Genomic DNA, 24,714 nt, shown 5'->3' on the forward strand with positions numbered 1-24,714 from the left:
TTTGACTCTTGTTAAAAGAGAAAAGGTGCTGAAATTTGTCGCTCTCTTCAGCACCAAAGCCTTTTATCAAGATTTGACCATTATTAATCAGCAAAAATATCAACTAAAACGCCCTATTTAGAACTAGTGGCTCTAACATTTAAACTTCTTAAATTAATAGGAAAAATTCATGTTGCCGTTACCAGAAACATTACCTAAGTGGTACACAGTTGAAGACACTCAAGAAAGAGGATGGACACCTGAAACTAAAGATATTATTGAAGGCAGTGGCAAGCCAGAGGTTATTAAGGCTTGGAAGAATGACCTGAATCTACAAAACTCAAAAAAGTTCACTGTTCGGCTTGATAGATTGCAAATTATTAGTCCCATTCAGGTGGGAGGTGGCAGTGTTTTTGAAGGCGGTATATTACCCGCTCAAATCGGTGGTGTTCCCTGCATTCCTGGTTCAAGCATTAGAGGTGTTTTACTAAAGTGGATAAAAGCGAAATGGGAAGGTTTACTAAGCAATGAAAGGGATTTTTGGCAAAGTTTAATCACTGAGGATTTGAGTGGTTGGCGACCTCGCGAGATTCGCTTTGAAAGTATTTTTTTTAAAGACTCGCTCAAACCCTTTCCCTTACACGCTCAACAAAATTGGCAAGTTTTTAATGAGAAAAGTAAGCATTTAAGCATACAATGGCAGTTAGTACCGGAGCATCCACCTAAACCTAATTCAAATAAATTCTCGCTGCAAGTTTTACTCAAAAGTAATCTCACAACTGCACAAAGCCAAGAAAAACAATGGCTGGAAACTCGACTAAAAGAAATGCTGCAACATCAAGGGATAGGACGTGGCACAGCATCGGGTTTTGGTCGATTAGCGACATTAATTCCATCAGGAAATTGGGAAATTAGACTAACAGGGATGAAACCTTGTGTGCAACAGCAAGATAACAAAAAAAATCAATGGGGTAAATATCGCTGGAGTCCACAAGTGTTGCGTGCTAACTTACGTGGCTATTTCACTCGTTTGGCTCTTTCTGTGTTAGGAAAGGAAAATGCCCTGGAGCTAACTAAGAAAATTTTTGGTGGACTGAATTCTCCCGCTAAGTTGATTTTGACTAGTTACTTGTTGCCGTTTCAGAAAGCACTAGTTGGACAGGATTTGCGTGATAAATACACTAATATCCCGGCTCAAGATGCTCACTCTACTTGGCTAATTAATGTCGATTGTCATAGCAATTTTCAAGCGTTAATTGGTGCATTGCTAAACTTAGCCAGCAGGTTGGGTGGACTTGGTGCTGGTTGGCGTAGACCTCCCCATGAGTTAGAACGTTTTCGGGGATTCCGGGGTAGTGAATTTACTGTCACACCAGCAAATTTAGAGGAACCTTTAAATCAGTTAATCAATCGCTTGCAAGGGATGATTCGGAATTTAGCCCAGGAATATGGCATATCTGTTTTGTCTAATCCTGTTAAAATTTCTGGTAGCATTATTAGTATCTGGCAAGGAAAAACAAAGTTGTGGGAGAATTTGGTGCATGGTGTTTGCAGGAGTGCAGATAACCCAAACAATCCCAATCCAAATCGACCTTGTTGGTGTGGTAATTCTGAAGACCGTCCATCTGGCTATGCAGTACGACAACATCAAGATTTTTGTTTAGTTACTGTATTTGATCCACAGGTGGAAGCGACATTGAAGCGTTTGGGGTTTCAACAGGTCTGGTGTTGATCATTCCTTTGACAATGTTGCGCGGATCAGGAGAAATGGCTGAAATGACGAAACTTCGTTGTCATCCGCGACGTAGACCACATAAGCGTTTCAGAGAATTAGACCTGTGCAGTTCTGGCAGATTGTAGTGATAATTATCGGGTTCCGCGCAAATGGCGGCTGGACACTAGGCAGGATAAGGGTTTGAATCAGGGTGAGTTGCGACCTCTTTTAAAGAGGAAAAGGTGCTGAAACGAAAATGTTGGAGGCGATCGCCGCGATGGACTCGTTGCGACCTCTTTTAAAGAGGAAAAGGTGCTGAAACTTCGCTATTGTTATCGAATGAATCCAGAGCATTGGTTGCGACCTCTTTTAAAGAGGAAAAGGTGCTGAAACTTAGTGGAATCAACTGAATAACTTTACCGCATAACTGTTGCGACCTCTTTTAAAGAGGAAAAGGTGCTGAAACTTTGACGATGATGTGACGGCTCAGTGTACGTAGCGTTGCGACCTCTTTTAAAGAGGAAAAGGTGCTGAAACTATATTTGCCTTTGTACAACGTTCTTAGTTCATCGTTGCGACCTCTTTTAAAGAGGAAAAGGTGCTGAAACTTCTCAGCTTCTTCAGCTTCGACTGCATCTTTGATAGTTGCGACCTCTTTTAAAGAGGAAAAGGTGCTGAAACCAAATCTGAGAATACCTAGAAATTTAGCAGCTTCGGAGGTTGCGACCTCTTTTAAAGAGGAAAAGGTGCTGAAACTACGTCACGTTATCCCCGCAGTATGGCTTGGTGAGAAGGTTGCGACCTCTTTTAAAGAGGAAAAGGTGCTGAAACTCTTGATTAAAACTTCTTAACATTGCTTGACAAAGAGTTAAGTTGCGACCTCTTTTAAAGAGGAAAAGGTGCTGAAACTCCTGGGTGAGATATATCGGCTTCGTTTCTTGTTTCGTTGCGACCTCTTTTAAAGAGGAAAAGGTGCTGAAACCCGTGAATAAAGTCTATTGCTGCTGCAAATAGCCGTTGCGACCTCTTTTAAAGAGGAAAAGGTGCTGAAACAATAACATCCATCGAGCAATAAGCAATGCATCACGTTGCGACCTCTTTTAAAGAGGAAAAGGTGCTGAAATCCTTCAGTACCGAAAACCAAGTCATACCAAAATAAAAAGAAGCGAAGCCTTTTACCCGCTTCGCTTCTTTAAATTACTAATTACCAACCTAAAATTATCAATACCTTAACATCAAGTCTTCAGCCATCTAAACCGAATCATTCCTATCTTGAACATCTTTTAATCGCATTGTCCAAAACTGGATCGTATCAGCGATTTCAATCAATAAATCCGTTAATAATACCTGTTGATTAAAATTTAAATTCCTAAATCTATCCTGAAAGTCAGCCGTTGTCATCTCCGGCTCAATTTTTAAATCATTACCTACAATCTTACACAAAACCACCCGTGCAACTCCCCAAGCAAAATAACGCCGTTGTTCGTCTGAACCCGCTTCTGCATCGGGTATTATTCCATCTTTTAAAACAGGGGAACGCGACATTGCCCAGAAGCGTTCCATTCCCCAACTTGACACATAATCAGCAATACCACTGGCTGCACCTTGCCAATCTTTTAATTTTTCAACTCCTGTTTTCAACAGTTGAAAAACTTCTCTATCTAATTCATAAGAGCTTACGGGCATAATTCACTCCTCGCCTGCAAATGGAGAAATACAAATTCGTCCATAACCAACGCTCCACAACCCACCAAGATAATGTTCATTCCTTAAAAATTGCTGCCACTTCTCCAAATCTTGAACTTTATCTCCTCTGGTTGTCCAAGAAATCATAAACACTGCTTGTGGAGGAATTCCTTCAACAGCAAATAAATTACCTACTAAACTTCCTTTCTCATTTGGCTCATCTAAAAGGCTGACTCTGGGCTGACGTACTAAACCCATGTCCACAATTAAATTAATACAGTCATCTGGCACAACAATCCGTCGCTCTTGGAGTACTTCTGCATGATTAGGAGCAGGTAAATTTTTGTCGTAATATTGCACATTGGTTAACTTGAGCCAGCGCAGATAAACAGTTTTATTTTTAAGTTGCGGCTCGGTGATATACACTTGGTTATTTGCTAAATTAACTGGTGGCTTTTGGCATAATTGCTGAAATCTATTTAGCCAACTGGGGCAACTCACCCACCAATTGCCATAACCCAAAACATGAACGGGCCACCATACAGGCCATCCCCAACCCAGAGAAATATTGCCGCGAGTCATGTCATTCTTATCCCCCCCAAACCAATTAAAAACGAAAGGTTGAAATTCCTTCTCATTGTCGGCGTGTTCTCGCAATGCACCGCGCAGGGAACTACCTGGAATCGCCGGGCTGCGGTCAGGAAGGCGAAATATAGGATTATTATTACCGCGACTGCTGCTATCTGCACCGCCAATATGAACAGGTTCTCGACAAATCAACCATTCAATTGTCATTTCGTTCAATCCTCAAATAACCACAAATGTCCGTATCCCAAAACATGACGATTAAAGTTATCTGGTAAAGGAGCAGATTTTTGCAAAGGTGCAACTCCTTCCCACAGATAAACTGCACCTGCGGGGGTCATCCATTCGCCAGGTGTTAACACTTGCACCCTTTTTTCTTGATCGTGGCGATCGCGTACCCGTTTCCATGACTGCCAAGGAACCCCTGTTTCAGCAGCATAAGCTTTTATACCTCCACCCACAGGGGGGTAGGGAATAGACACTTTGTCATTACCTTTTTGCCACAATGCTGCGGTGAGTAAAATTGCTCCTGTGGCATTAGGACATTCTGCTTCTAACCAACTGTCGGTAACTTGCACGGGTGTAATGACAACAGGCGTTCCCCCCGCACCCAAAAAACTCCAGTTGGAGTTAGGAGGCGTATAGTTGCCAATCACTTTTACCAAAATTGACCAACCTGGGTTCATGAGAGTGGTCATTTCTGCAAAAAAGCCACCCTCATCTTTAACTTGAAAATCTTCTCGGCTATTCTGACTTAAGGTCAGCGTTTTCCAAGGCGGTTCTTGTAATTGTGCATTCCTCAATTCCCCTGTTTTCCAAAAAGTCTTGAGACTGTTCCCGCCAATCAAATATCTCCCGCCAACAATTTCAATTTCTTTACCTTGATGTTCCGGACGCACCCGCCATTGTTCATCCCGCCATTGCATTCGGAAAATTTCTTTGGGAATCGGTTCTGGCGATACTAACCTGTAGACTAGCAGTGGTAAAGTCACATAAATATCTCGCCCAAAATACCAAAATGGTCCCCACAGTTGACAATCCTTGGGTAAATTTAAGCAAGCTGCTAATTGATGCCCGTTGGGAGGCCAACGGCAACCAACTTGTCCGCTATTTTGTCCAATCGGAGTGAGATTACCAATTGCCACCGTTCCCGCTGGGGTAATTGCATACCATCCTGTCATTGCTGTTCCCCGCTAATTTTTTCCAGCCATTTCTGGCGTTCCCGTTGTTGACGCGCTAAAAATGCTTTGAGGCTAATCCAATTTATCCACCACTGCCAATCTTTGATTTCTTTCTCAAACTCTTGCCTGTGTGCCAATACCTGTTCCCAAGTCAGAGGAATTCCCACACTCGCCCATAAAGTTTCAATCAATTCTCCTACAGTAAGGATAGAGACATCTCGCAAACGCGAACTTTCCAAGTAAAACAGCAATTTTTCCCAGCGATTCAATTCAGTTTGGTCTGTGGTGATGGGTTCAATGGGCATTAATAAATTCCACAAATGCCAAGGACAAACCCACTCTAGCGATTGCCCACTGTTAAATAACACCCTCAGGCAAACACGGTTTCGTCCTTGATTTTTGGCTTCCTTGTATGCCTGATTCAACCCTCGATGCCAAAGGGATTGAGGAATTCGCCGTTGGGCAATAACTATGCCCAAACTGAAATTCATTTGTTTTCCTGGCACAGGATAAATTTCATCATCCTGATAACGTACCCACCCATCTACAAACGGTTGCAATGGCTGTGTTAATGGTGTAGTTTCTCCTGTCCACAGCCGATGTAAATTGCTAGTCAGTGCAATTGCTTCTGTCAGGGGACCTAAGAGTAAAAAATCGTCTCCTCCAGCAAAGATGACCTTGCCATGATGATGTTTTTCAGTGAGGGAATACAGCAGTTTATTCCACGAACTAAATAGCACTGACAAATCAAGTATATGTGGAAGTTCAATTTTCCTTGGTGAGTTGGCTGGCACAATCACAGGAGTCATTCCTAACTCATATTTGGCACTTATTTCTGGTGTGGGATGCCACTGCGACCAAAGTAACTTTAGGGTTTTATACTGTTCCCCAGATAACCATTTGCCCATATTGTCGCCATCGCCCCGCCAGCCTACCGTCCATTCAATTGTGCTTTCCCAACCTTTAGGGACCTCAGTCTCCCAATCTGAGAGTACGGTATCCTCAATGTTGCGCCGTTCTAAAACTCGCGGGTGAGCAAATGCAGGCGATCGCTGATCGACTTTTGGCATTCCCCATTCATAACTGGGTTTGCTGCCCAAAAAGTATTCGTGCCACAATTCAACCTCTTGATTCCAAGTTTCAGCACCGATGTGCTGAGTTACCCAAGCAGCAGCAGCCGCAGTACGATCGGGGAAGCGTCCCCAAGGACAAGGCGGAGGTGCTTTTCCCCACAAACGCTGTAAAGTTGGTTGGATAATTTCTGGAACTGACGCTAAACGCTTGACTAACTCAATGCTGTTAAGGCGATCGCTGCTAGAAAACAGCCCTGATAACCGAGTTTTTTCTGTCGCTTTTTCTTCCCACCATTCCTTGATTTGGTTATCCGGTAATCCCCAAGTTCCTCCCTGAGTAATCAACCGTAACCCTGGATGCCAAATCGACAAACAGCCATCACTAGGACTGGTACGTCCTCCCCACCATGTACTTTGCCATTTTCGGCCAATCTTTTCTGACTCAATATATTGATGTAAACTATCAATTTCTTCAGCAATTCTGCCAACTTGTAGCTGTCCTGACTTGGCATAAACTGACCAAAAATACTGATGGTCATGATGGATAACACGCCATCCCTGACCATTCAGCAAATTTGGGTATTTTTTAATAACTTCCTGTTCCAAACCCTCTAGAAAACGTCCCCATTCTTGATTAATCACTAGCTGGACATTTTCTAGCCAATTAGGTTCTTCTGGGTGCAAACCTGTAATCACATTTGGCAGTTCAGCTTGCCAAAATCTTTCTGCATTTACCGAGTCTGAAGCACGAAACCACTTTATCAAATCTGAAGAATAATGCAAGGGTAGCAAAACTTTACCACCATACTCTTCCCATCTGTAAATTAAGACTGCTGAGAGATAGTGACATAACCAGGAAGCTACAGCCCAATCTCTCAGTCGTTGTCCACCTCCCAAGAAGGTTTGAACCGGACCAAAAGTCAGTACTGCGACTTGAGTGAGTTCAGCTTTATTAGCAAATTCAATTTGATTGCAAGCTTCCTGAGTTGCTCCTCCTCCCCACCAGAATTGGCTTTTCATGTATTGAGAATCCTGCCAATTGCCACTAGCAGGATGAATAGAAATTGTAGGGGTATCTTCAGTTAAACTTTGGTTGGGATAGAGCTTTTTTTGTTGAGTTAACCAGTCTTTTAGATCCATGATTTCAGTTGATTCTTTATTTCTGAATCGCGAGTCTTATAAACTTCGACTCTTCTATGCACTTCAACAGACACCCCTGCTAGCTGAATAATATAGTTCAGCCAGTTAACCGCTATTTGAGAAGGATGATTTTGGTCAGTAACGCCTTTGTTAAGTTCCTTTGTCTTCTGGTCTAAAAGCTCGTCTATGTTATCCCCTATTAAACTATGATAAAGCGAATTTCTTAATGTTACAAAACCCAACGTTTGTTGTGGATTGTTCTCTAACCTCCAGTCATCAACATAAAATTTTTTAAATTCTTGCCAAGGTTCATCTCCAATGGAATTTATAGTAAAATTTTTGAACCTTCCTTGTGTTAAAAGCTCATTAACAATCTTGCTTATGCTGCACTTAGAAATTTCTCCATTATTCTTATCATTCTTAAAGATTAATTTGCGTTTATGCCATTGATAATCACCATTCCCCTGCTTTTCTACCAACAGGAGTAAAGCTAATTCTAAAGCCCCAGCTATTCTAAGAGACCAGTGCATCCACTGACTGCGATCGCGAAAAGCTTTTTCACTCCACAAGGCAATACTTATGCGTTCAATAATACTCTCTCTATCACCTAAAGAACGCCCCTCAAGATTCAGAGATACTGATTTATCTAAAAACTCAAGATTGTTTTTTAGCTGTTGATAGTTTGGATGTTGACTATCAAGTAATTTCAAAGCACCACTAAAATCCTGAATTTTCAATAACTCCCGAATTTGTGGGTCTTTTAACCGCCATTGCCAATGCTTTCCAGAATGCGGTGTACAATTTATGTCTTGCTCAGAGATATAAGCAAACTCAATCTTGTCTCCAACAGCAAGTTTTTTCTCAACACCCCAAAGATACAAAGCACCACTCAAAGCTGGAGTACCGCTGCTGTGCTGCACAATAATTTTTTCTAACTGAATCTTCTCTGATTCATTCGGCTGGAAATAAATTAAATTATTTTCAACAATATTAAAATACCGAGCTAGTAAAGAATCTACTGCATCCGCCATACCTTCCCAGTCAGCTACACCATAATTAACCTTTGGAGCGACATCAAGAACAATGGGATAGTGTTTAAGATTTTGTTGTTCACACCAAGCCGCTAGAATATTTTGCCACCAAATTCCATCTAATGTGACGAATGTGTTCCAACCTTCACCAGAGCCATTTCGTTCCTGCATCCACTTAACTTGATTAGTAAGGATAAAAGCAAATACAGTATCAGAATCAGAGGGTAGGCTATCCCTAAGTTTTTTGATAAGAGGAAAATCAACTCTATCTAAATCGGGAATTAAATCCTTATCATTCCATGCTGCTTTTTGCTTAATATCCTCTAATGAATCAACATCTAGTAGCTGGTGAAATCCTTCTCCTCCATCACATAAAACATCACTTTTACCTAAAATTTGCAGAATTAAATGAGTCATATCCAATCAAGAGGTTGTCCTTTATTTAGCTACCTTGGATTGCTTTCACAAGGATATTTGTTAAAAAATATACATTTCAAAAATGGATTTCTTCAAGGGTCGCGCCTCTTTCTTTATGACCGCTTCACTATTTTTTTACTTTTTGACTACAAAAAATTATTTTTTGACTGATTATAAATATTACTAAAGTTTAGTAAATACCATGTAGAGAGCGGGCGATCGCCTTGTCACAAAATTGAATGGCAGTTTAAGGTGACGCAGAAGTGCGCGAGCCATCATCTGCGATTACTGTCAGAATGTCCAAACTGTGGAGCAAGATTTAAGGTTCCTGCGCTGTGGGTGGATGGACATTGCCAGCGTTGTTTTATGACGTTTGCACAGATGACGAACTATCAAAAGTATTGTTTTTAATCGATGGAGTAACATTATGGTTTTTCAATTTTCTGTTCAAAACAATTTGGTCATAGAGCACAGCAACTCTTGCTGGATATGTGACTTTACCTGTTTAGATGTATTGCTTGCAGAGCAAAACGGTTCGGTTCTTGGTCGCCCTTGGTTGACTCTAGTTATAGACGTTTACTCTACCTCCTGCACCCGATGGGTTTACAAAGACCAAATTAAAATCTACACAAACTTAGGCATCCAATTATTAATGTAGTAATTTCCTAGCTTCTGGCAAGATTGAAATTACTTTATTGGCATAGGCTTTATCCGGGCAATATCCACAACCAACGATAAATTTTAAATAATCTTCTGGACTAGAATATTGCTCCCATCCCTGGTATGGTTTCCTGCCAATAAATAACCAATATCCCTTTACTGCATCTTCTAGAGTTTGAAATTTGCAATAATCATCAACTCCGTCATGGGCTTTATAGGAAACATTTTGAGCAATTTCGCTCATTTCCCTCCGCCATTTCAAACCATAGGGGTTGTTGTGCTCTAAAAATAATTCAGAAGTTCCCCTGCCTGATTCTAAAATTGCTTGCGCTAATTGTGCTGGCTTCAATTGCGGATAGGCTATATTAGCAGCTTTAAGCACATCTATAAATTCCTGCCACTTAGCCGCGCGATCTGGACTTTTGGCAGGAGTTGCGACACATTGCCCGGTTAATCCCTTAACAATAGCCGCTGCCATCGTGTCAGCATTTAATAAATTCATATCCGTTGCGGAATCTACAAAGCAGCACTCTACAAGAATCGCTGGCATACATGTATTTTTCAAAACATACAGATGAGATCCATCTTTTACCCCACGGTTGAAAAATCCCAGAGAGCAGATTTCGTTTATTACATTCTTAGCTAAAGTCTTCCCGCTGTTGCTCATTGCATAGACTTCAGTCCCGTAAGCTTTGCAATTAAAGGCATTGAAATGAATACTGACGAAAACATCCACTTTCTCGCTGTTGGCGATTTGGCAACGTTGCCTTAACGAATCACCGACGCTGCTAGCTTTTGTAGGAGTACAATTAACAACCTCATGCCCTAGCGATCTCAAGCCAGCCATAACTCGACTACCTACAGCTAGAGTCAATACATCTTCTTGCTTAATTCCAACAGCCCCAGTATCCGGGGTTGCGTTGTGTCCGCAATCAATTCCATATTTCATCTTTTTTACTTAATTAATTTTATTAAAATCGTGTTTTCTTAAACTTCAGTTAGCCAAACTTCGGCTGTTTCAGTTTCACATAAGATTGCGTATCTTGCCCACCTTTAGCGTTGTATGCCCTGATGATAAACTTAGGTCTAACACCCCTGGTACCGATGACATCACCTTTGAGCAAAGTGCAACTTTCGTTGATTCGGGTAGCACCATAGAGGCAGACACCGAACAGAGCGCGATCGCGTCCTTGTATTATTTACACAAGTACTAAGAGTTAATGAACAAGGTGATGACAAGTAGCGACATTTAGTGCAAAAGTTACTTTTATCAGATCACCGTATTTTCTGATAAACACAATTGCTTTGTAGGCGATCGCCCATATTTTAATTCAACAAATTTATAATTCTGGCACCTGTAAGTTACGTTTATTACCTGCGTAATGCTTGTAAATAATTTCTGGAGAGTTACCAACCCACCTTCCTACATCCTTCGCATCAATATCAGCTTCCAGGCAAAGAGTAATAAAAGTGTGCCTGCATTGGTAAGGTTTGCGATATTCGCTGACTACGCCCTCTTTTACAAGTTGAGTTACGATTCCATCTATATGTGTACCACGATGATTTTTGTAACCTTTCCAGGCATGATTGAGAAAATCTCCAAAGTCTACTATGCCGCCTTTCTTGCTTCTAAAGATAAAATCATCTGGGTTACAGTTGTCAGGCTTGATGGAGTCTAAAATTTCACGGTGCTGATGATTAATCGGAAAACGTCTTTGGCTTTGGGTTTTTAATCCATCTTTGAGGGCTAACCCTTTAGTACTGATGGTAATTGCTTGCTCAAAGGTAATGTATTTATCACTGATGTGCTTCCATTGTAGAGCGATCGCTTCTGATGGTCTGCACCCAGTAAAAAATAATAATTTTACTAAAGGAGCATAGTAGCTGTAGAGTTTGCTCTCCTCAAATGCTTGAATTATGTTATCCCGTTCTTCCTTCGTAAAGGGATTAATTTCATATTCTGTTGATTCTGACTTCGGAAGAAGAATGTCTTTTGCCATACTTTGAAAGGGATTGGATTCAATTAGCTGACTTTTAAGTGCCCAATCACAGCAAGCATTTATATTTGTCAAAGTACGTTTGGCGGCATTAGCACTGAGATTTGCAAGTAAATAGTCTCGAATTGCGATCGCATCATCTAAAGTTTTAGTTGGTAACTTAGCAATGTGATTGCGATACTTGCGGTAGTCAACCGCATAAGTAGAAGGACTAACCTGTGGTTTTTTAAACTCAGTGTATTTTTCCCATAATTCTCCCAAGTCTGGTTGGGGGCTACGTGAAGGTTTGACATACTCCCTGCCCTATAAGGGCAGGGATTCTAGGCTCAAACAACAATTGCAGGCATAGCCCGTCTTACATCATCTAACCTAACAGTTGATGCCCCAACTGCACAAATATTCTTCGCTGCGTTGTCGTCTCTCCCGTTCACTGACTGACAGGACGGACAACGCCACTCCCTGACTGACAAATCTAGTTTTTCTAGAACGTGTCCACAGTTTGAACAGGTTTTACTAGATGCAAACCATCGATCCACAAATACGACTTGCTTGCCTTTCTTTTTGGCAATCCACTCTAGAATTTGAAGGAATTCCCCAAAGGCTAAGTCTGAGATTTTACGACCCCAAAGACGTTGCATTCCTTTAAGGTTCAAGGTTTCAAAACACAGCACATCAAACCTATTAGTTAGGTCGTGTGCCAACTTCCACTCACCTATCACGCCTAGCATTAGAAATATCCTCATACTTGCGTACTAGATTCTTTCTGGCTCGCTCCCGATTGGATGAACCTTTCAACTTTTTGGAGTGCTGTCTACTCGCTTTCTTGATGGCGTTGAGGGACTGTTTAAGAAATTGGGGAGATTCAATACTGGAGCCATCAGAGCAAGTGAGAAATGTCTTGAGCCCGAAGTCAAATCCCGCTATTCTACCAGTCGTGAATTTGATTTCTGGTTCAACTACATCGTCAACCACAACAACCATAAACAATTCACCCAATGCGGTGCGTTTAATGGTTAGAGTTTTGACCGTTCCCTCTATCTCTCTAGATTTCCAAAATTGATAAACTCGATTCCCAATCTTAACCCGATTACCACTTAAAAATTTATACCCTGCTTGTTTAAGGGTGAATGATTTGTATTTCTTAACTTTCTTAAATCCTGGTGGACGAACCCCCTTCTTATTGTGTTTAAAAAACAATTGGTATGCTTTTTCAATGCGTTGACAAATGTCCTGTACTGCTTGAGAACCTACTAATTGCCAAAACGGGTTACGTTTCCGCAATTTGGCTATATGAGATTGAAGGAAAGCGCAACTCAAGTGCTTGCCCCACATCTTGTAGTAGCGACGATGCAGGGCAATGCAATGGTTATAAATCACCCCAGAAGCGTTAATCATTCGCTTGAGGTATCTATTCCGCTTGTGTGAGTACAACTTAAACTTCAATGTTTTCATGCTACTATTGTACACAAAAAAGCTGTACAATTGTATGAAAAAACGATTAGATTTTAGAGTAGAAGAGTACGAACTTCAAATTCTTGAAGACTACTGCTTATCTGTCGGCAGAACAAAAACTGATGTACTCAGAGAACTCATCAGAACTCTGAAGACAAAGAGAAAGCCGTCCTAGAAGGACCGGGCTTTAAACCCAATTTTTCGGTAAACATTTTTACTTTTCCACTTTACCCCAGTTTTACCCCAGAAATGTCTATTGGGGTAAACACCTTTACCTTACATATCTACCCCAGTTTTACCCCAGTTGTTTCCCCAAACTACCCAAAATTACCCCAAAAATATTGGAAGGCTCTGGAAACAAGCCCTACAACTACCATTAAAAAAGGGCTTCAAAGCCCTGTAATGCTTATATTTCTTTGAAGGCGGCACCCGGATTTGAACCGGGGGATGGAGGTTTTGCAGACCTCTGCCTTACCACTTGGCTATGCCGCCAGTTATGGGCTTGCGCCGTCACACAACTGAATATTTCCTGAAATTTAGCTTATAACTAGCTCGATTTACAGGTGTGTTTCTCATTGTACGCAAAAAGTAGACTGATTACAACCATGTGGAATTTCGGTTTTGTTGGGTAAAGCTTAAAGCAGTCTCTTAGGGACTTGCAATTAAAAAAATCTCCAATTTGTAGTGACGCAAACAATGGTGGGTTACGGCGCACTTTAATTATCATGTAAAACCTCAACTGTCGTACGCCTAACCCACCCTACATAATGGATAATTTATTTTTTGGTACTCCCTTAGGACTTTGGAACTCAGGATTCAGGAGTTAGTTTGACTTCATCTGCAAAACTTGCCCAGCGGACAAAGTAAAATGGTCCAGCGACTGACCCCCAGATATGCTCATCGGTTTCCGGGTCGCGTCCGCGATCGCGACTGATAAATTTGTCTTCATCAATCTCAAAATCACTATCCAGGTAGGTCTTTTGTCCTTTGCGAACGACAATGCAGCCTTTACCTGGTTCTACCGTGCCTTTAAAGTTGTGACCCGTCCACTGTACAATCATATTGCAGCCTGGTAGTTTTTCCAGATCATCAGCAGTTAGGGTTTTGAGGCGTTCAAGGTTACGGGATGCGCCGTAAAACTTTTTTTCTTCCTTAACGCTGTAGTTCTCAATTTCGATGTGCTTTCCTGTGTTCACCAGCTTCAGTACCCTTAAGCGATAAGGATCATTAAGCGAATAGTCATAAGCTTGTTCAACAAAAAAACCTATCCCAGATAAGACTTCCAAGGGGAGAGGACGCATACAAACGCGAATGTGAGCAAAAAAAGGCGGGTTTTCAAAAGCTTGTTCTTGATTGCTGAAATCTGCCGCCATCCAGCGGGCTAAAGTTGCTATATCCGTAGAATTAGTCATTCTATCAAATTTAGATTCTGAATTTTGGATTTGGTCAACAAAGCTACCAGGTATAAAAAGCTTACCAGTATGTAGCCGGACAAAATAGAAATTGTATTATGGAATATTTTATAGCTTGTGGTTGTTCTTAGGAGAATTTTTTGCTGACTCTCGTCAGATAGGTAATAGGTTTGTAGTTGCGCTACCGCGCAACAGTTGAGCAAGTTAGTAATGCAACAAAAAGGTAAAATGTCCATGCTACGGCGCTTAAGTGTTACCATGACAGCCACTGCTACATTGTGTCTGCTTTGCAGTTCGCCGACACTAGCAGCGAGCAAAAAGCCTACACAGCCAGATAAATTCCCTCCTAATCCACTGGAGCTCACCACACCCGATCCACTGTTACCACGTTCGCCAAAAGATAAACAGCCGCTGACTCCGCAAGAGAGTCAAAAGTTGGAGGCGGCGCTGGATGAGCTCAATCAACAAGCTACAACTACACTACAAACAGGGGATAGGATAACAGCGTTTGATATCTGGAACCGGGAACTGCGTTTACGCCGTTATTTAGGTCCATTGGCAGAGGTACAAGCACTGTCGCGAGTCGGTGACATCGCTTGGAGAGAAAACGAGCGCCAAGAAGTGCAGTATATCACACAGCGATTGCAACTAATCCAAAAAGAGGCTCAATCGCAAAAGACTACACCAGATTTACAACTTTTGCAAGCTATAGGTCAAGCTTACCAAGGAGTGCGATCGCCTAAAGAAGCGCTGCAAGTTTACGATCAAGTTTTGGTAGGAGTGCGACAGCAAGGAGATACCACAGCAGAAGTAAACACCCTAAAGACCATTGGAGAATTGCATCTAGGTTGGTTTGATTACGCATCAGCAGGGGCTACTTATGAGCAATTGCTAACTTTTGCTTCCTCTAGAGGCGATCGCGCTAACGAAATAGCATATCTACAACAGCTCGCTTACATTTACAAACAAGCAAACCAACCAGAAAAATCAGTAAAGATACGTAATAAACTAGCAGAAGTTTATCAGCAAGAAAACAACCAGATCCAGTTAGTAGCATTAAAGCAGGCTATTGGCTCAGATTATGAAGCTTTGGCACGGGAAAATCCCAGCTTACTGCAAGAAGCTTTCAAGAACTATGAAGAAGCTTACACTACAGCTTGGCAATCACAGCAATTTGTTCGTGCTGGGGAGATTTTGCAGAAATTAATTGCACTGTACCGTTCTCAAGGACAAGTGGAGGAGGCTTTGCAAGCAAGCCAAATTCTCTTGCAAGCAGAGGAGCGATCTGCCAACTTTTACGGTTTAATGAATGCTTATGACCAAATTGGGCAACTTCATTTGCAACGCAAAGACTATCCCCAAGCACGAACAGCTTTTCAAAAAGGGCTGGAGATAGCGCAACAGTTGAACTATGACCAAGCATACTTCACCCAGCAAATTCAAAAAACATCTGGGCAAAGTTCCCAGTAGGAAGGATGAGGGGAAAGCCGTCACCCCTTCTCCTATCGGAGACGCTGCGCGAACGGGGAAGTCAAAAGTCAAAAGTCAAAAGTCAAAAGTCAACCACTTGGGGGAATTCAAAATTCACGCATTCGCTCATTCACGCATAGAAGACCCCAAAGGATGTTGACGGGGGCTTGAATAATTAGCTTGTGCTTTTTTTCCTGTGCATGACCGCGCGTTGGGGGCTTGTATCCTTTTCTTTTTCGGTCATTCGTGCTGGCTCCTCCTGACTCGTGAGTGGTGAATTCTGCTCTCCGTTATCATCTCATGAGGCAAGGAAGGCAAAGGGACTTGCACAATTATCAGAATTGATGAAAAATTGTACGGCGAGTAGCCATTGGGCATTCTCGCTTGCAAGAAACCCAAGAGGATATCAGTGAAAGTTTTAGTTGTCGGTAATGGAGGGCGAGAACACGCCCTAGCCTGGAAACTGTTGCAATCAAAGCAAATTGAGCAAGTTGTCTGTGCGCCAGGAAACGGAGGTACGGCAAGTATAAAAGGCTGCCAAAACTTACCCTTAGCAGTAGATGACTTTGAGGGGATCAGCCAATTTGCTTTGGATGAGGGCATTTCTCTTATATTGGTAGGACCAGAAGTGCCCTTAGCAAAAGGCATAACAGACTACCTCAACTCAAAAGGTCTAAAGGTTTTTGGTCCAACGAGAGCAGGCGCACAGATTGAGGCTAGTAAGGCTTGGGCAAAAGCCTTGATGCAGGAAGCAGGAATTCCGACGGCACGGGCTGCGGTATTTACGGAGGCAGCAGCGGCAAAATCCTATGTGAAAGCACAAGGGGCACCGATTGTTGTTAAAGCTGATGGTTTAGCAGCTGGTAAAGGTGTCATAGTTGCTGAAACGGTGGAACAAGCACAGGCGGGGATTGATGCCATGTTCGGCGGGGAATTTGGCAGTGCTGGGAAATTTGTTGTTATTGAAGAATGCTTGACTGGGGAAGAAGTTTCGGTTTTAGCGCTGACGGATGGGTTAACAATTCGCCCGTTGCAGCCCGCTCAAGACCATAAGCGGATTGGTGAGGGTGATACGGGGGAAAATACTGGTGGAATGGGAGCTTATGCCCCAGCGCCGATTGCGACGCCAGAGGTGATGGCAAGAATTCAAAAGGAAGTCTTGGAAAAAGCGATCGCCGCACTCAAAGCTAAAGGCATTGACTACCGAGGTGTGCTTTACGCTGGGTTGATGATGACTCCTCAAGGTGATTTTAAGGTTTTGGAATTTAACTGTCGCTTTGGCGATCCAGAAACACAAGTGGTGCTACCACTGTTGGAAACACCGCTAGAAGAGTTAATCTTAGCTTGTGTTGAGCAACGCTTGGCTGAAATGCCACCTATCGCTTGGAAGCAGGGGGCGGCTGTCACGGTGGTTGCTGCTTCTGGTGGTTATCCGGGAGCATACGAAAAAGGAAAAGTCGTTACTGGCATTGAGCAGGCAGAGGCACTAGGAACGACTGTATTTCACGCTGGGACAAACTTGAACCAAGAACAACTGGTCACAGATGGCGGTCGCGTGTTAAATGTTACCGCAGTGGGAGAAAATTTCGACCAAGCGCTTGCCCAAGCGTACGCTGGGATACAGTGTATTCACTTTGAGGGGATGTATTATCGCCGAGATATCGGTCATCGAATCAGGTAAGAAGAGGAGGGGATGGGGAGGACAAATCAATTCATAAGGTACGGCATTCATAAGGTACGGCATTAGGAGTTTCTCCCCGATCTCCCTTGTCTGCCTCATCTCCCTCCGGAACCCTTATCTCCCTTGTCTGCCTCCTCTCCCCTATCTCCCCCATCTCCCCCATCTCCCTCATCTCCAGCTCTTCCTTAGTTGTTTGTCAAATAAGCTGTTAATTTTTAGTTGTTGGGGTATATGTTTCGATCCTTGATAGGGATAAATGGAGAACTATCTTCGCCCTAACAAGTCAAACCCTGAGCAAACCCTAATAGGTATTGGGTAAAGTATATATTTTCCTACTACCTTGATTGTCAGCACCATAATAACTTTTAACCTTTTAAGATGCTAGCTCTTTTAAAAACAATCAGAGAAGCAATTGTGAATTGGTGGTCGGAGTTCACTCTCCAGACCAAACTTTTAGCAGCCGCCACTTTAGTGGTCTCTCTGGTGATGAGTGGTTTGACCTTCTGGGCTGTCAATACAATTCAGCAGGATGCACGTCTGAATGATACTCGCTTTGGTCGTGACCTTGGGCTGCTGCTTGCGGCTAACGTTGCTCCGCTGATTGCTGACCACAATCTCACCGAGGTAGCACAATTTTCCCAACGCTTCTACAGCAGCACGTCGAGCGTGCGTTATATGCTGTATGCTGATGAAACGGGGAAAATCTATTTCGGTCTTCCCTTTTGGGAACCGGAGGTAGAAACCTCCCTTACTATTGAACGGCGGATAGAATTGCCAGAGGATTATGCTGCTGATGCAGAAAAGCCGATGGTGCGACAACATCGATCGCCTGATGGGGAAGTCACCGATGTGTTTGTGCCAATCACTACAGATGGCAAATACTTGGGTGTGTTGGCAATTGGGATTAACCCCAACCCCGCCGCAGTGATCTCGACAAATTTCACCCGCGATGTCACCATTGCCGTTTTTATCTCAATTTGGGTGATGGTGATTTTGGGAGGGGTGATTAACGCTTTGACAATTACCAAGCCAATTAAAGAATTGCTGGTAGGGGTAAAACAAATTGCTGCGGGAAATTTCAAGCAGCAAATTGACTTACCACTAGGAGGCGAACTTGGGGAATTAATTCTCAATTTTAATGAGATGGCAGAGCGCTTGGAGCGCTATGAGGAACAAAATATTGAGGAACTGACGGCGGAAAAAGCCAAGCTAGAAACTCTAGTTTCCACGATAGCCGACGGAGCCGTCCTTATTGATAACAGTATGCAGGTGATTTTAGTTAACCCCACAGCACAAAGAATTTTCGGCTGGGAAGGGGCTAAGGTTGTAGGCGAAAACGTTTTGCATCATTTGCCTTCAACGGTGGAAATGGAAATCACCCGTCCTTTGTATGAAATGGCAGCAGGAGAATGCGAAAGCGCTGAATTTCGCATTCTCCTTAACCAACCTATTAAAAGAACTATCCGCATTCTTTTGACTACCGTTGTCAACCAAGTCAACCAACAACGCGAGAGTATCAAAGGTATTGCAATCACCGTACAAGATATCACGCGCGAGGTAGAACTGAACGAGGCAAAAAACCAATTTATCAGCAACGTTTCTCACGAACTGCGAACCCCCTTATCTGCTATCAAATATGTGATTGAGACTTTGCACGACTACGGGGAAGAGTTAAGTACTCAAGAAAGGAAGGAGTTTTTGGTCACTGTCAATCATGAAACTGATAGATTGACACGCTTAGTGAATGATGTGTTGGATTTGTCCAAGTTGGAATCTGGTCGCAGCTATAACTTCGATGGAGTGGATCTGGCGCAAGCGATCGAGCAGACAGTGCGTACTTACCAACTGAATGCTAGGGACAAAGCCATTAAACTTATTCAGGAAGTTGCTCCTAGCTTACCACTGGTCGTGGGTAATTACGATTTGTTGTTGCAAGTGTTGGCTAATTTGGTTGGTAATGCCCTCAAGTTCACTAATGCGGGTGGGAAAGTTGCCCTCCGCGCCTACCAAATCGTACCAAAGTCCAACTCTATCGACCATCAAATACCTCAGGTGCGAGTGGAAATTTCTGATACTGGAATTGGCATTGCCCCAGAAGACCAAGAAGCCATTTTTGACCGCTTCTTCCGAGTAGAAAACAGAGTTCATACTCTAGAAGGCACTGGTTTAGGGCTATCTATTGTTAGGAATATTATGGAAAAGCATCACAGTAAAATGCATCTGGTCAGTGAAGTTGGCATTGGCACGACTTTTTGGTTCGACTTAGTGGTATTTGATGAAGAAGCGTCTCATGTTAAGAAGTAACCACCTTTTGAACGTAATATAGCAAGAACAACAAGATTCCCGACTTCTTAAAGAAGTCGGGAATCTGAGCCAATTGATTTATGCGCGAAGCGCAGGCTGCGCCAACACAAATCAAATTACAATCACGAATTATTTGGTCATTTCAACGAGTATTTCTTGAGAGTTTGCAACCTTTGTTCGACTGCATCAAAGGTCTCCATTTTTTTTGCGAAGGACCAGCGGACTGTATTTCGCCCAACTTCCGGTGTGGAGTAAAAACTAGAACCTGGTACAACGGCTATTCCGACTTCCTCAACTAGGTATTTGGCAAATTTCTCATCATCTCCATAAAAGTCCAATTGGCTAAAATCAGTTATTAAGTAATAAGCGCCTTGAGGTGGCTGTACGAGAAATTCATGTTTTTCCAGAATTTTGAGTATCCGATCTCGTCGGATAGTGTATGCTTCTTTTTGAGTTTTGAAGAAGGACTCTGGCAATCCCAATGCAGCTACTGCAGCGTACTGAAAGGGGGCTGGTGCGCAAATTGTTGTAAAGTCATGTAGTGTCCGAACGGCTGCACTCAAGTTGGAAGGCGCACAGACATAGCCAAGCCGCCATCCGGTTACGGCGAAGGTTTTACTCATACCACTAATAGTGATAGTTTGCTCAAACATTCCATCAAGAGTTGCTAGAGGAATGTGTTGGTGTTCGTCGTAGGTAATGCGATCGTAAATTTCATCCGTAATAGCGACAACGTTAAATTCTCGGCAAAGACTCGCTACATGGTTTAATTCTTCCCTTGTAAAAACACGTCCAGTAGGATTATGAGGTGTATTGATAACAATCGCCTTGGTTTTATCTGAAAAGGCAGCTCGTAGGCGTTCTGGATCGAGTTGGAAAAAGGGCGGTTCCAACCTGACAAAAACTGGTTTAGCTTGTGCAAAATTAATGGCGGGGAGATAATTATCATGAAATGGTTCTATGACAATAACCTCATCACCTGGATTAACTAAGCTAAGCATCGCCAAGACAATCCCTTCCGAGACGCCGCAAGTAACGGTAATTTGCTCCTCTGGGTCATAGTATAAATCGTACAAGTTTTGGAGATTACTTGAGATTGCTTGGCGAAGTTCTGGAATTCCCCAGGTATTTGTGTATTGGTTATGTCCTTCTTCCATCGCCTGACACGCAGCCCGAATCAGTTCAGGAGAGGCGGGAAAATCAGGCAATCCTTGAGCCATGTTAACGGCTTTATGCTTGATTGCAAGCCTTGTCATTTCACGAATCACAGAGGTACGAAAATGATGTAATCGCTCAGCAGATGGATACATTTATTCTCCTGTGAAACTTAAAGTATTAGGATAATCGTTTTGCTATTAAAGACGGTTGCTTCTGGAAATGTAAAGTCTTAAGTATTCTAAATTAGATGTGGCACACTGCCCTAACGGTGTGCGAGTAGCAACTAACCAAAATAGAACTTACGCATTGACATAATTTTAATTATGTGATTTTAACTCCTACCTTGTTTGCTGAAGCTCAGTTAAGCTTGGAAAGCTTTACTTGTTTAGCTTCCAGCAATTTCTTAGATTTAACCAGGCAAGATTTTCCTTTTTAGCAATATTTTTAGCAACAAGTTATGTTTGACAACAATTTCTGTTGCCATTATTCTTTGCTCCTCCGGAAAACTGCTAACAATATGTAATAGATGAGTTTTCTTTGACTTATGCACTGACAGCGCTTTGCACCTAAATGGAGTACACCCTGCCCCTAATCCCCAAAGGCAACCCCGAGTTATGAGTAGTTTTTTGTAGGGTGGGCATTGCTCATTAATATCTCAAATGTTTATCACATAGGCTTTTATGAGCAAAGCCCACCTTACGATTTGTGGTCTAAGCATAAGAATAAGCCCTGTATAGTCAAGTTGTAGACAAAGCAATCATCAAACATACAAATAATAGAACCAACAGCAAAACCAAAGCCTGATTGCGTCTCATCCAGCTTCTCACAGTTGCACCAAAGCTGTTGGCGTAACGCTGCTGTTGCAACTCTTGCTTACTTTCTTCGATATTTTCGTAGAGAATGCATTCTTTAGCAAAAGGACGTTGGGGAAAATTGCAAGTATCGTCAGCGTGGTAAGTGCAGCTGTCACAAAGATATTCCTTCCCAGTGGCGCGGTGTAAGGGAATCCCAGGATGTCCATAAGCTTTCAACTGGTTACCACAATGAGGACAGGTGACAGCTTGGGAATTCACGGGTTGATGACAACGAGGGCAAGTTGCAGTGTCCACAGCTTGAGCTTTCATATGCAAACATCTTGATTTTAGCCATTGACTCACAAGATTGGGTACAAAATACTCATCCACGAGTTTCAAAGACTCATTGATGAAGTTCAAACACTCGTTCACGAATCCCAAACACTCGTCAGCGAGTTCCAAACACTCGTCAGCGAGTTCCAAACACTCGTCAGCGAGTTCCAAACACTCGTCAGCGAGTTCCAAACACTCGTCAGCGAGTTCCAAACACTCGTCAGCGAGTTCCAAACACTCGTCAGCGAGTTCCAAACACTCATTCACGAGTTCCAAACACTCGTCCACGAGTTCCAAACACTCGTCCACGAGTCATAAACACTCGTCCATGAGTCATAAACACTCATGGACGAAAAAAGACACCTCGTTTTGCAAATCTTAAGACTCAGAAGCAGGTTTGACAGGTTTGTTTCTGATTGCTTTAAAGCGATCGCCTAACTGTTCAGCAAGCCTTTTTAAACCAGGAGTCTTCTTAGCAGCGGTTTTCACGTAGCCATAAACCGTCAAACTGCTGCTCATCGCTTCACTACCCACTGCTAATAAGGTATCATCTACCTGTTCGCTCAGTTGCCGCAGTGCAATCAAAAGTTCGGTGAGTGTAGCGGCTAATTGATAATCCCGGACAAATTCCTCAAGGTCAAAACTTGCTGGTAAAATATCGGGGTTAGATTGAGCAGCCGTGAGGCTATTGTTGACAAAGGCTAAACTTTTGTCGCCCATTTTAAATAACCTGCGCCGTTCTTCCGTACTCAACGTAATCAGGAAAGGTAGCTTCTTTTGAATTGTTTGCAACGCTGCTTTGATTTGTTGCATATCTTCAGGCGAAAGGGAAGCGGTGATATTTTGGTATGCCATTGTATAATTACCGTGGAAATTCTAGTGGTTAAGTAGCAATGTCTGCTACTTTTAGGATTCCCACTGGTTAATCAAATTACACAACTTGATAATTCAATTTTTACTTTCTCATATCAGGTTCGGTTGATTACTTATCATTCCTGAAGAACCCCACCCCGCCAAAGCTGCGCTTAGGCTCCCCTCCCCGCGAGCGGGGAGGGGATAAAGGGGTGGGGTGCTCAATGACACTTTGGGGTGTGGTTCCAGCAGCAATAAAGTCAATGATTTCGTCCTAAACTTTTGTTGTTTGGGTAGGTGTATTCATGGGCGTATTCCTGCTTTTGCTCATTAGACTTCTTGCCAAAGTATGATTAATGGATATTTATAACCGCAGATGCACGCAGATAAATTATCTGTGTCCATCTGTGTCCATCTGTGGTTTTTTTTCATAAAATTGACTTTTGTAAGAGGTTTATTGTACTTCTATGCTACCTTCCAGGATTTTACTAGCGTTTGAGGTTCTGGCAGAGCTTCACCATTTTCTAAAGATGTCTCAATTAACATTTCTATCACTTCTTGAGCATTTTTAAGAGCTTCTTCGTAGGTGTCTCCGTGGGTATGACAAAACTCTCCCCATTCAGGAAAACTGACAACAAAACAATCATCTTCGTCAGACCACTGAATAATTATGGTGTAATGAGAATTCATTCTTGTTCTTCCTCTTGTTGAGCTTTTTTAATTTCTTCTATCCTTCGAAGTGCATTATTAACGTCTTTGTCCTGGTAAGGTTTAGCATCATTCCCGTCCTTACCTGATATTGCCCTCAGACTATAAGTCTGGGGCTACACAAACAAAGCCTGCCTCCGCAGGCTAAAAATTAGTCCGCGTAGGCGGTGAGACCAGTGCTGAAGGCGGGTCTCCCGCCGTAGGCAACTGGCGAACCCGAAGGGACTTGGTTTGTGTAGCCGCGATTTCTAATCGCCAGGTCTTTTTGCAAAATTGGGATGTTCCCCTCCAATTTTTTAAACGACCTTCGGCAATATCTTTTTTACCCCTCTCAAAAGATTCTATAAAACCTGGAATATCGAGTAATTCTTGGGTTGCTTCTTCACTCTCTTTCTCTGCTAGATAAGCTAAAAAATCAGCAACCAGTTCTAGGCGTTCCGAAGATAATTCATCAAGGTATTGGTTGATTTGCTGACGAATTGCAGCGTTGTTCATATTTTTTATGACTACTCTACTTCTCTAATTCTGCCAACTTCTCCTGAGCATACTTCCGCACTTGCTCATCGGGGTCATTCTCCGCTCTGTCGCGCAATAGTGGTAAAGTTTGGGGATGGTGAGGATGTTGCTTGATAATGATCTCAAGTGCAACTCGCCGAGGATTGGTTACACTGTTCTTCTCATGCTCATAGGGGTCATTGATAGCGCAGTTGTAGTAAATATCAAACAACTCAGGCTGATAGGTGAAATTTTTGCCTAAAGCTTGGACTGCTGCACGTCGCACATCCGACTTATCATCAGCAGTGGCGCGTTGTTTCAGCCAGGGGAGGGTATCTTTGTCATCTTTGAAGTTGCTGGCTAATGCTTGGACTGCTGCACCTCGCACAAACCAATCATCATCAGCAGTGGCGCGTTCTTTGAGGAAGGGGAGGGTATCTTTGTCATCTTTGAAGTTGCTGACTAATGCTTGGACTGCTGCACCTCGCACATCCGAATCATCAGCAGTGGCGCGTTGTTTCAGCCAGGGGAGGGTATCTTTGTCATCTTTGAAGTTGCTGGCTAATGCTTGGACTGCTGCACCTCGCACATC

The 24,714-nt window shown here is 42.7% G+C and carries 20 protein-coding genes, 1 tRNA gene, 1 pseudogene and 1 CRISPR repeat array; of the genes and pseudogenes, 6 read left to right on the forward strand and 16 right to left on the reverse strand.

What is annotated here, in order from left to right:
* The first annotated feature begins 169 nt into the window (after window positions 1-169).
* A complete protein-coding gene (locus AACT52_RS09860; protein WP_073630491.1) occupies window positions 170-1,711 on the forward strand; it encodes an RAMP superfamily CRISPR-associated protein in 1,542 nt (513 codons plus the stop codon).
* Between the two features lie 197 nt (window positions 1,712-1,908).
* Window positions 1,909-2,817: a CRISPR direct-repeat array (repeat unit 37 nt; unit sequence GTTGCGACCTCTTTTAAAGAGGAAAAGGTGCTGAAAC).
* A 127-nt stretch (window positions 2,818-2,944) separates the two neighbouring features.
* On the opposite strand, the gene AACT52_RS09865 is transcribed toward AACT52_RS09860, so the two are convergent.
* The 5 genes from AACT52_RS09865 to AACT52_RS09885 are packed head-to-tail and all read right to left on the reverse strand — an operon-like array spanning window position 2,945 to window position 8,806.
* On the reverse strand, window positions 2,945-3,379 hold the full coding sequence (locus AACT52_RS09865) for a hypothetical protein (RefSeq protein ID WP_073630493.1): 435 nt from the start codon (window positions 3,377-3,379) through the stop codon (window positions 2,945-2,947).
* A gap of 3 nt (window positions 3,380-3,382) precedes the next feature.
* Window positions 3,383-4,174 carry an RAMP superfamily CRISPR-associated protein gene (locus AACT52_RS09870; protein ID WP_073630495.1) on the reverse strand — a complete coding sequence of 264 codons (792 nt, stop codon included), beginning with the start codon at window positions 4,172-4,174 and terminating at the stop codon, window positions 3,383-3,385.
* Window positions 4,175-4,179: 5 nt separating this feature from the next.
* Window positions 4,180-5,145, reverse strand: a complete 966-nt coding sequence (locus AACT52_RS09875; protein WP_073630497.1) for a hypothetical protein — start codon at window positions 5,143-5,145, stop codon at window positions 4,180-4,182.
* Complete coding sequence (locus AACT52_RS09880; protein ID WP_073630499.1) at window positions 5,142-7,358, reverse strand: Cas10/Cmr2 second palm domain-containing protein; 2,217 nt, start codon at window positions 7,356-7,358, stop codon at window positions 5,142-5,144. Before AACT52_RS09880 ends, AACT52_RS09875 begins: the two co-directional genes overlap by 4 nt.
* Window positions 7,349-8,806 (reverse strand): hypothetical protein, encoded by a 1,458-nt coding sequence (locus AACT52_RS09885; RefSeq protein WP_073630501.1) that lies wholly within the window; start codon window positions 8,804-8,806, stop codon window positions 7,349-7,351. The genes AACT52_RS09880 and AACT52_RS09885 overlap by 10 nt, the downstream gene beginning before the upstream one ends.
* A 427-nt stretch (window positions 8,807-9,233) precedes the next feature.
* On the opposite strand from AACT52_RS09885, the gene AACT52_RS09890 reads away from it, so the two are divergent.
* Window positions 9,234-9,464 (forward strand): hypothetical protein, encoded by a 231-nt coding sequence (locus AACT52_RS09890; RefSeq protein WP_073630503.1) that lies wholly within the window; start codon window positions 9,234-9,236, stop codon window positions 9,462-9,464.
* Here the strand turns inward: AACT52_RS09890 and AACT52_RS09895 are convergent.
* Window positions 9,456-10,415 (reverse strand): N-acetylmuramoyl-L-alanine amidase, encoded by a 960-nt coding sequence (locus AACT52_RS09895; RefSeq protein WP_073630505.1) that lies wholly within the window; start codon window positions 10,413-10,415, stop codon window positions 9,456-9,458. The two genes, AACT52_RS09890 and AACT52_RS09895, sit on opposite strands and share 9 nt — an antisense overlap.
* Window positions 10,416-10,509: 94 nt before the next feature.
* Here AACT52_RS09895 and AACT52_RS09900 point away from each other — a divergent pair, with 94 nt between their 5' ends.
* A complete protein-coding gene (locus tag AACT52_RS09900) occupies window positions 10,510-10,680 on the forward strand; it encodes a hypothetical protein (protein ID WP_158054598.1) in 171 nt (56 codons plus the stop codon).
* Window positions 10,681-10,806: 126 nt separating this feature from the next.
* On the opposite strand, the gene AACT52_RS09905 is transcribed toward AACT52_RS09900, so the two are convergent.
* From AACT52_RS09905 to AACT52_RS09920, 4 genes and pseudogenes are all read right to left on the reverse strand, one after another.
* Entirely contained in the window at window positions 10,807-11,724 is a 918-nt protein-coding gene (locus tag AACT52_RS09905) for a tyrosine-type recombinase/integrase (protein ID WP_233153898.1), read from the reverse strand.
* Window positions 11,725-11,789: 65 nt separating this feature from the next.
* Window positions 11,790-12,915: pseudogene (locus AACT52_RS09910) on the reverse strand (RNA-guided endonuclease InsQ/TnpB family protein).
* A 420-nt stretch (window positions 12,916-13,335) separates the two neighbouring features.
* A tRNA-Cys gene (locus AACT52_RS09915) sits at window positions 13,336-13,407 on the reverse strand.
* Window positions 13,408-13,724: 317 nt separating this feature from the next.
* A complete protein-coding gene (locus AACT52_RS09920; RefSeq protein WP_073630507.1) occupies window positions 13,725-14,327 on the reverse strand; it encodes a chromophore lyase CpcT/CpeT in 603 nt (200 codons plus the stop codon).
* A 234-nt stretch (window positions 14,328-14,561) separates the two neighbouring features.
* Here AACT52_RS09920 and AACT52_RS09925 point away from each other — a divergent pair, with 234 nt between their 5' ends.
* The 3 genes from AACT52_RS09925 (at window position 14,562) to nblS (ending at window position 19,782) form a co-directional block, all read left to right on the forward strand.
* On the forward strand, window positions 14,562-15,797 hold the full coding sequence (locus tag AACT52_RS09925; protein WP_073630632.1) for a tetratricopeptide repeat protein: 1,236 nt from the start codon (window positions 14,562-14,564) through the stop codon (window positions 15,795-15,797).
* A 409-nt stretch (window positions 15,798-16,206) separates the two neighbouring features.
* A complete protein-coding gene (gene purD, locus AACT52_RS09930) occupies window positions 16,207-17,478 on the forward strand; it encodes a phosphoribosylamine--glycine ligase (protein ID WP_073630511.1) in 1,272 nt (423 codons plus the stop codon).
* 378 nt (window positions 17,479-17,856) lie between these two features.
* The gene (gene nblS, locus AACT52_RS09935; protein WP_073630512.1) at window positions 17,857-19,782 is read left to right on the forward strand and encodes a two-component system sensor histidine kinase NblS; all 1,926 of its coding nucleotides are present in this window, start codon (window positions 17,857-17,859) and stop codon (window positions 19,780-19,782) included.
* A gap of 137 nt (window positions 19,783-19,919) precedes the next feature.
* Here nblS and AACT52_RS09940 read toward each other — a convergent pair whose 3' ends face one another.
* The 6 genes from AACT52_RS09940 to AACT52_RS09965 form a co-directional block, all read right to left on the reverse strand.
* A complete protein-coding gene (locus AACT52_RS09940; RefSeq protein ID WP_073630514.1) occupies window positions 19,920-21,092 on the reverse strand; it encodes a pyridoxal phosphate-dependent aminotransferase in 1,173 nt (390 codons plus the stop codon).
* Between the two features lie 585 nt (window positions 21,093-21,677).
* The gene (locus AACT52_RS09945) at window positions 21,678-22,064 is read right to left on the reverse strand and encodes a hypothetical protein (protein ID WP_443216626.1); all 387 of its coding nucleotides are present in this window, start codon (window positions 22,062-22,064) and stop codon (window positions 21,678-21,680) included.
* Window positions 22,065-22,445: 381 nt separating this feature from the next.
* The gene (locus tag AACT52_RS09950; protein ID WP_073630516.1) at window positions 22,446-22,922 is read right to left on the reverse strand and encodes a hypothetical protein; all 477 of its coding nucleotides are present in this window, start codon (window positions 22,920-22,922) and stop codon (window positions 22,446-22,448) included.
* A gap of 462 nt (window positions 22,923-23,384) precedes the next feature.
* Window positions 23,385-23,609: a type II toxin-antitoxin system HicB family antitoxin gene (locus AACT52_RS09955; RefSeq protein WP_073630518.1), complete on the reverse strand. Its 225-nt coding sequence runs from the start codon at window positions 23,607-23,609 to the stop codon at window positions 23,385-23,387.
* A gap of 162 nt (window positions 23,610-23,771) precedes the next feature.
* A complete protein-coding gene (locus AACT52_RS09960; protein ID WP_233153899.1) occupies window positions 23,772-24,122 on the reverse strand; it encodes a hypothetical protein in 351 nt (116 codons plus the stop codon).
* A gap of 16 nt (window positions 24,123-24,138) precedes the next feature.
* The coding region (locus AACT52_RS09965) for a HEAT repeat domain-containing protein (RefSeq protein WP_233153900.1) at window positions 24,139-24,714 on the reverse strand (576 nt) is incomplete at its 5' end.

The organism is Scytonema sp. HK-05 (assembly GCF_963872035.1).
Lineage (GTDB): Bacteria > Cyanobacteriota > Cyanobacteriia > Cyanobacteriales > Nostocaceae > Kalymmatonema.

What these genes read in the sequence shown, in the direction of transcription:
- AACT52_RS09865 (WP_073630493.1), bottom strand. Translation starts at nt 3,379, where the DNA reads ATGCCCGTAAGCTCTTATGAATTAGATAGAGAAGTTTTTCAACTGTTG.
- AACT52_RS09875 (WP_073630497.1), bottom strand. Translation starts at nt 5,145, where the DNA reads ATGACAGGATGGTATGCAATTACCCCAGCGGGAACGGTGGCAATTGGT.
- nblS (WP_073630512.1), top strand. Translation starts at nt 17,857, where the DNA reads ATGCTAGCTCTTTTAAAAACAATCAGAGAAGCAATTGTGAATTGGTGG.
- AACT52_RS09925 (WP_073630632.1), top strand. Translation starts at nt 14,562, where the DNA reads ATGCTACGGCGCTTAAGTGTTACCATGACAGCCACTGCTACATTGTGT.
- AACT52_RS09885 (WP_073630501.1), bottom strand. Translation starts at nt 8,806, where the DNA reads ATGACTCATTTAATTCTGCAAATTTTAGGTAAAAGTGATGTTTTATGT.
- AACT52_RS09895 (WP_073630505.1), bottom strand. Translation starts at nt 10,415, where the DNA reads ATGAAATATGGAATTGATTGCGGACACAACGCAACCCCGGATACTGGG.
- AACT52_RS09960 (WP_233153899.1), bottom strand. Translation starts at nt 24,122, where the DNA reads ATGAACAACGCTGCAATTCGTCAGCAAATCAACCAATACCTTGATGAA.
- AACT52_RS09870 (WP_073630495.1), bottom strand. Translation starts at nt 4,174, where the DNA reads ATGACAATTGAATGGTTGATTTGTCGAGAACCTGTTCATATTGGCGGT.
- AACT52_RS09920 (WP_073630507.1), bottom strand. Translation starts at nt 14,327, where the DNA reads ATGACTAATTCTACGGATATAGCAACTTTAGCCCGCTGGATGGCGGCA.
- AACT52_RS09940 (WP_073630514.1), bottom strand. Translation starts at nt 21,092, where the DNA reads ATGTATCCATCTGCTGAGCGATTACATCATTTTCGTACCTCTGTGATT.
- AACT52_RS09955 (WP_073630518.1), bottom strand. Translation starts at nt 23,609, where the DNA reads ATGAATTCTCATTACACCATAATTATTCAGTGGTCTGACGAAGATGAT.
- AACT52_RS09945 (WP_443216626.1), bottom strand. Translation starts at nt 22,064, where the DNA reads ATGAAAGCTCAAGCTGTGGACACTGCAACTTGCCCTCGTTGTCATCAA.
- AACT52_RS09880 (WP_073630499.1), bottom strand. Translation starts at nt 7,358, where the DNA reads ATGGATCTAAAAGACTGGTTAACTCAACAAAAAAAGCTCTATCCCAAC.
- AACT52_RS09890 (WP_073630503.1), top strand. Translation starts at nt 9,234, where the DNA reads ATGGTTTTTCAATTTTCTGTTCAAAACAATTTGGTCATAGAGCACAGC.
- AACT52_RS09950 (WP_073630516.1), bottom strand. Translation starts at nt 22,922, where the DNA reads ATGGCATACCAAAATATCACCGCTTCCCTTTCGCCTGAAGATATGCAA.
- AACT52_RS09860 (WP_073630491.1), top strand. Translation starts at nt 170, where the DNA reads ATGTTGCCGTTACCAGAAACATTACCTAAGTGGTACACAGTTGAAGAC.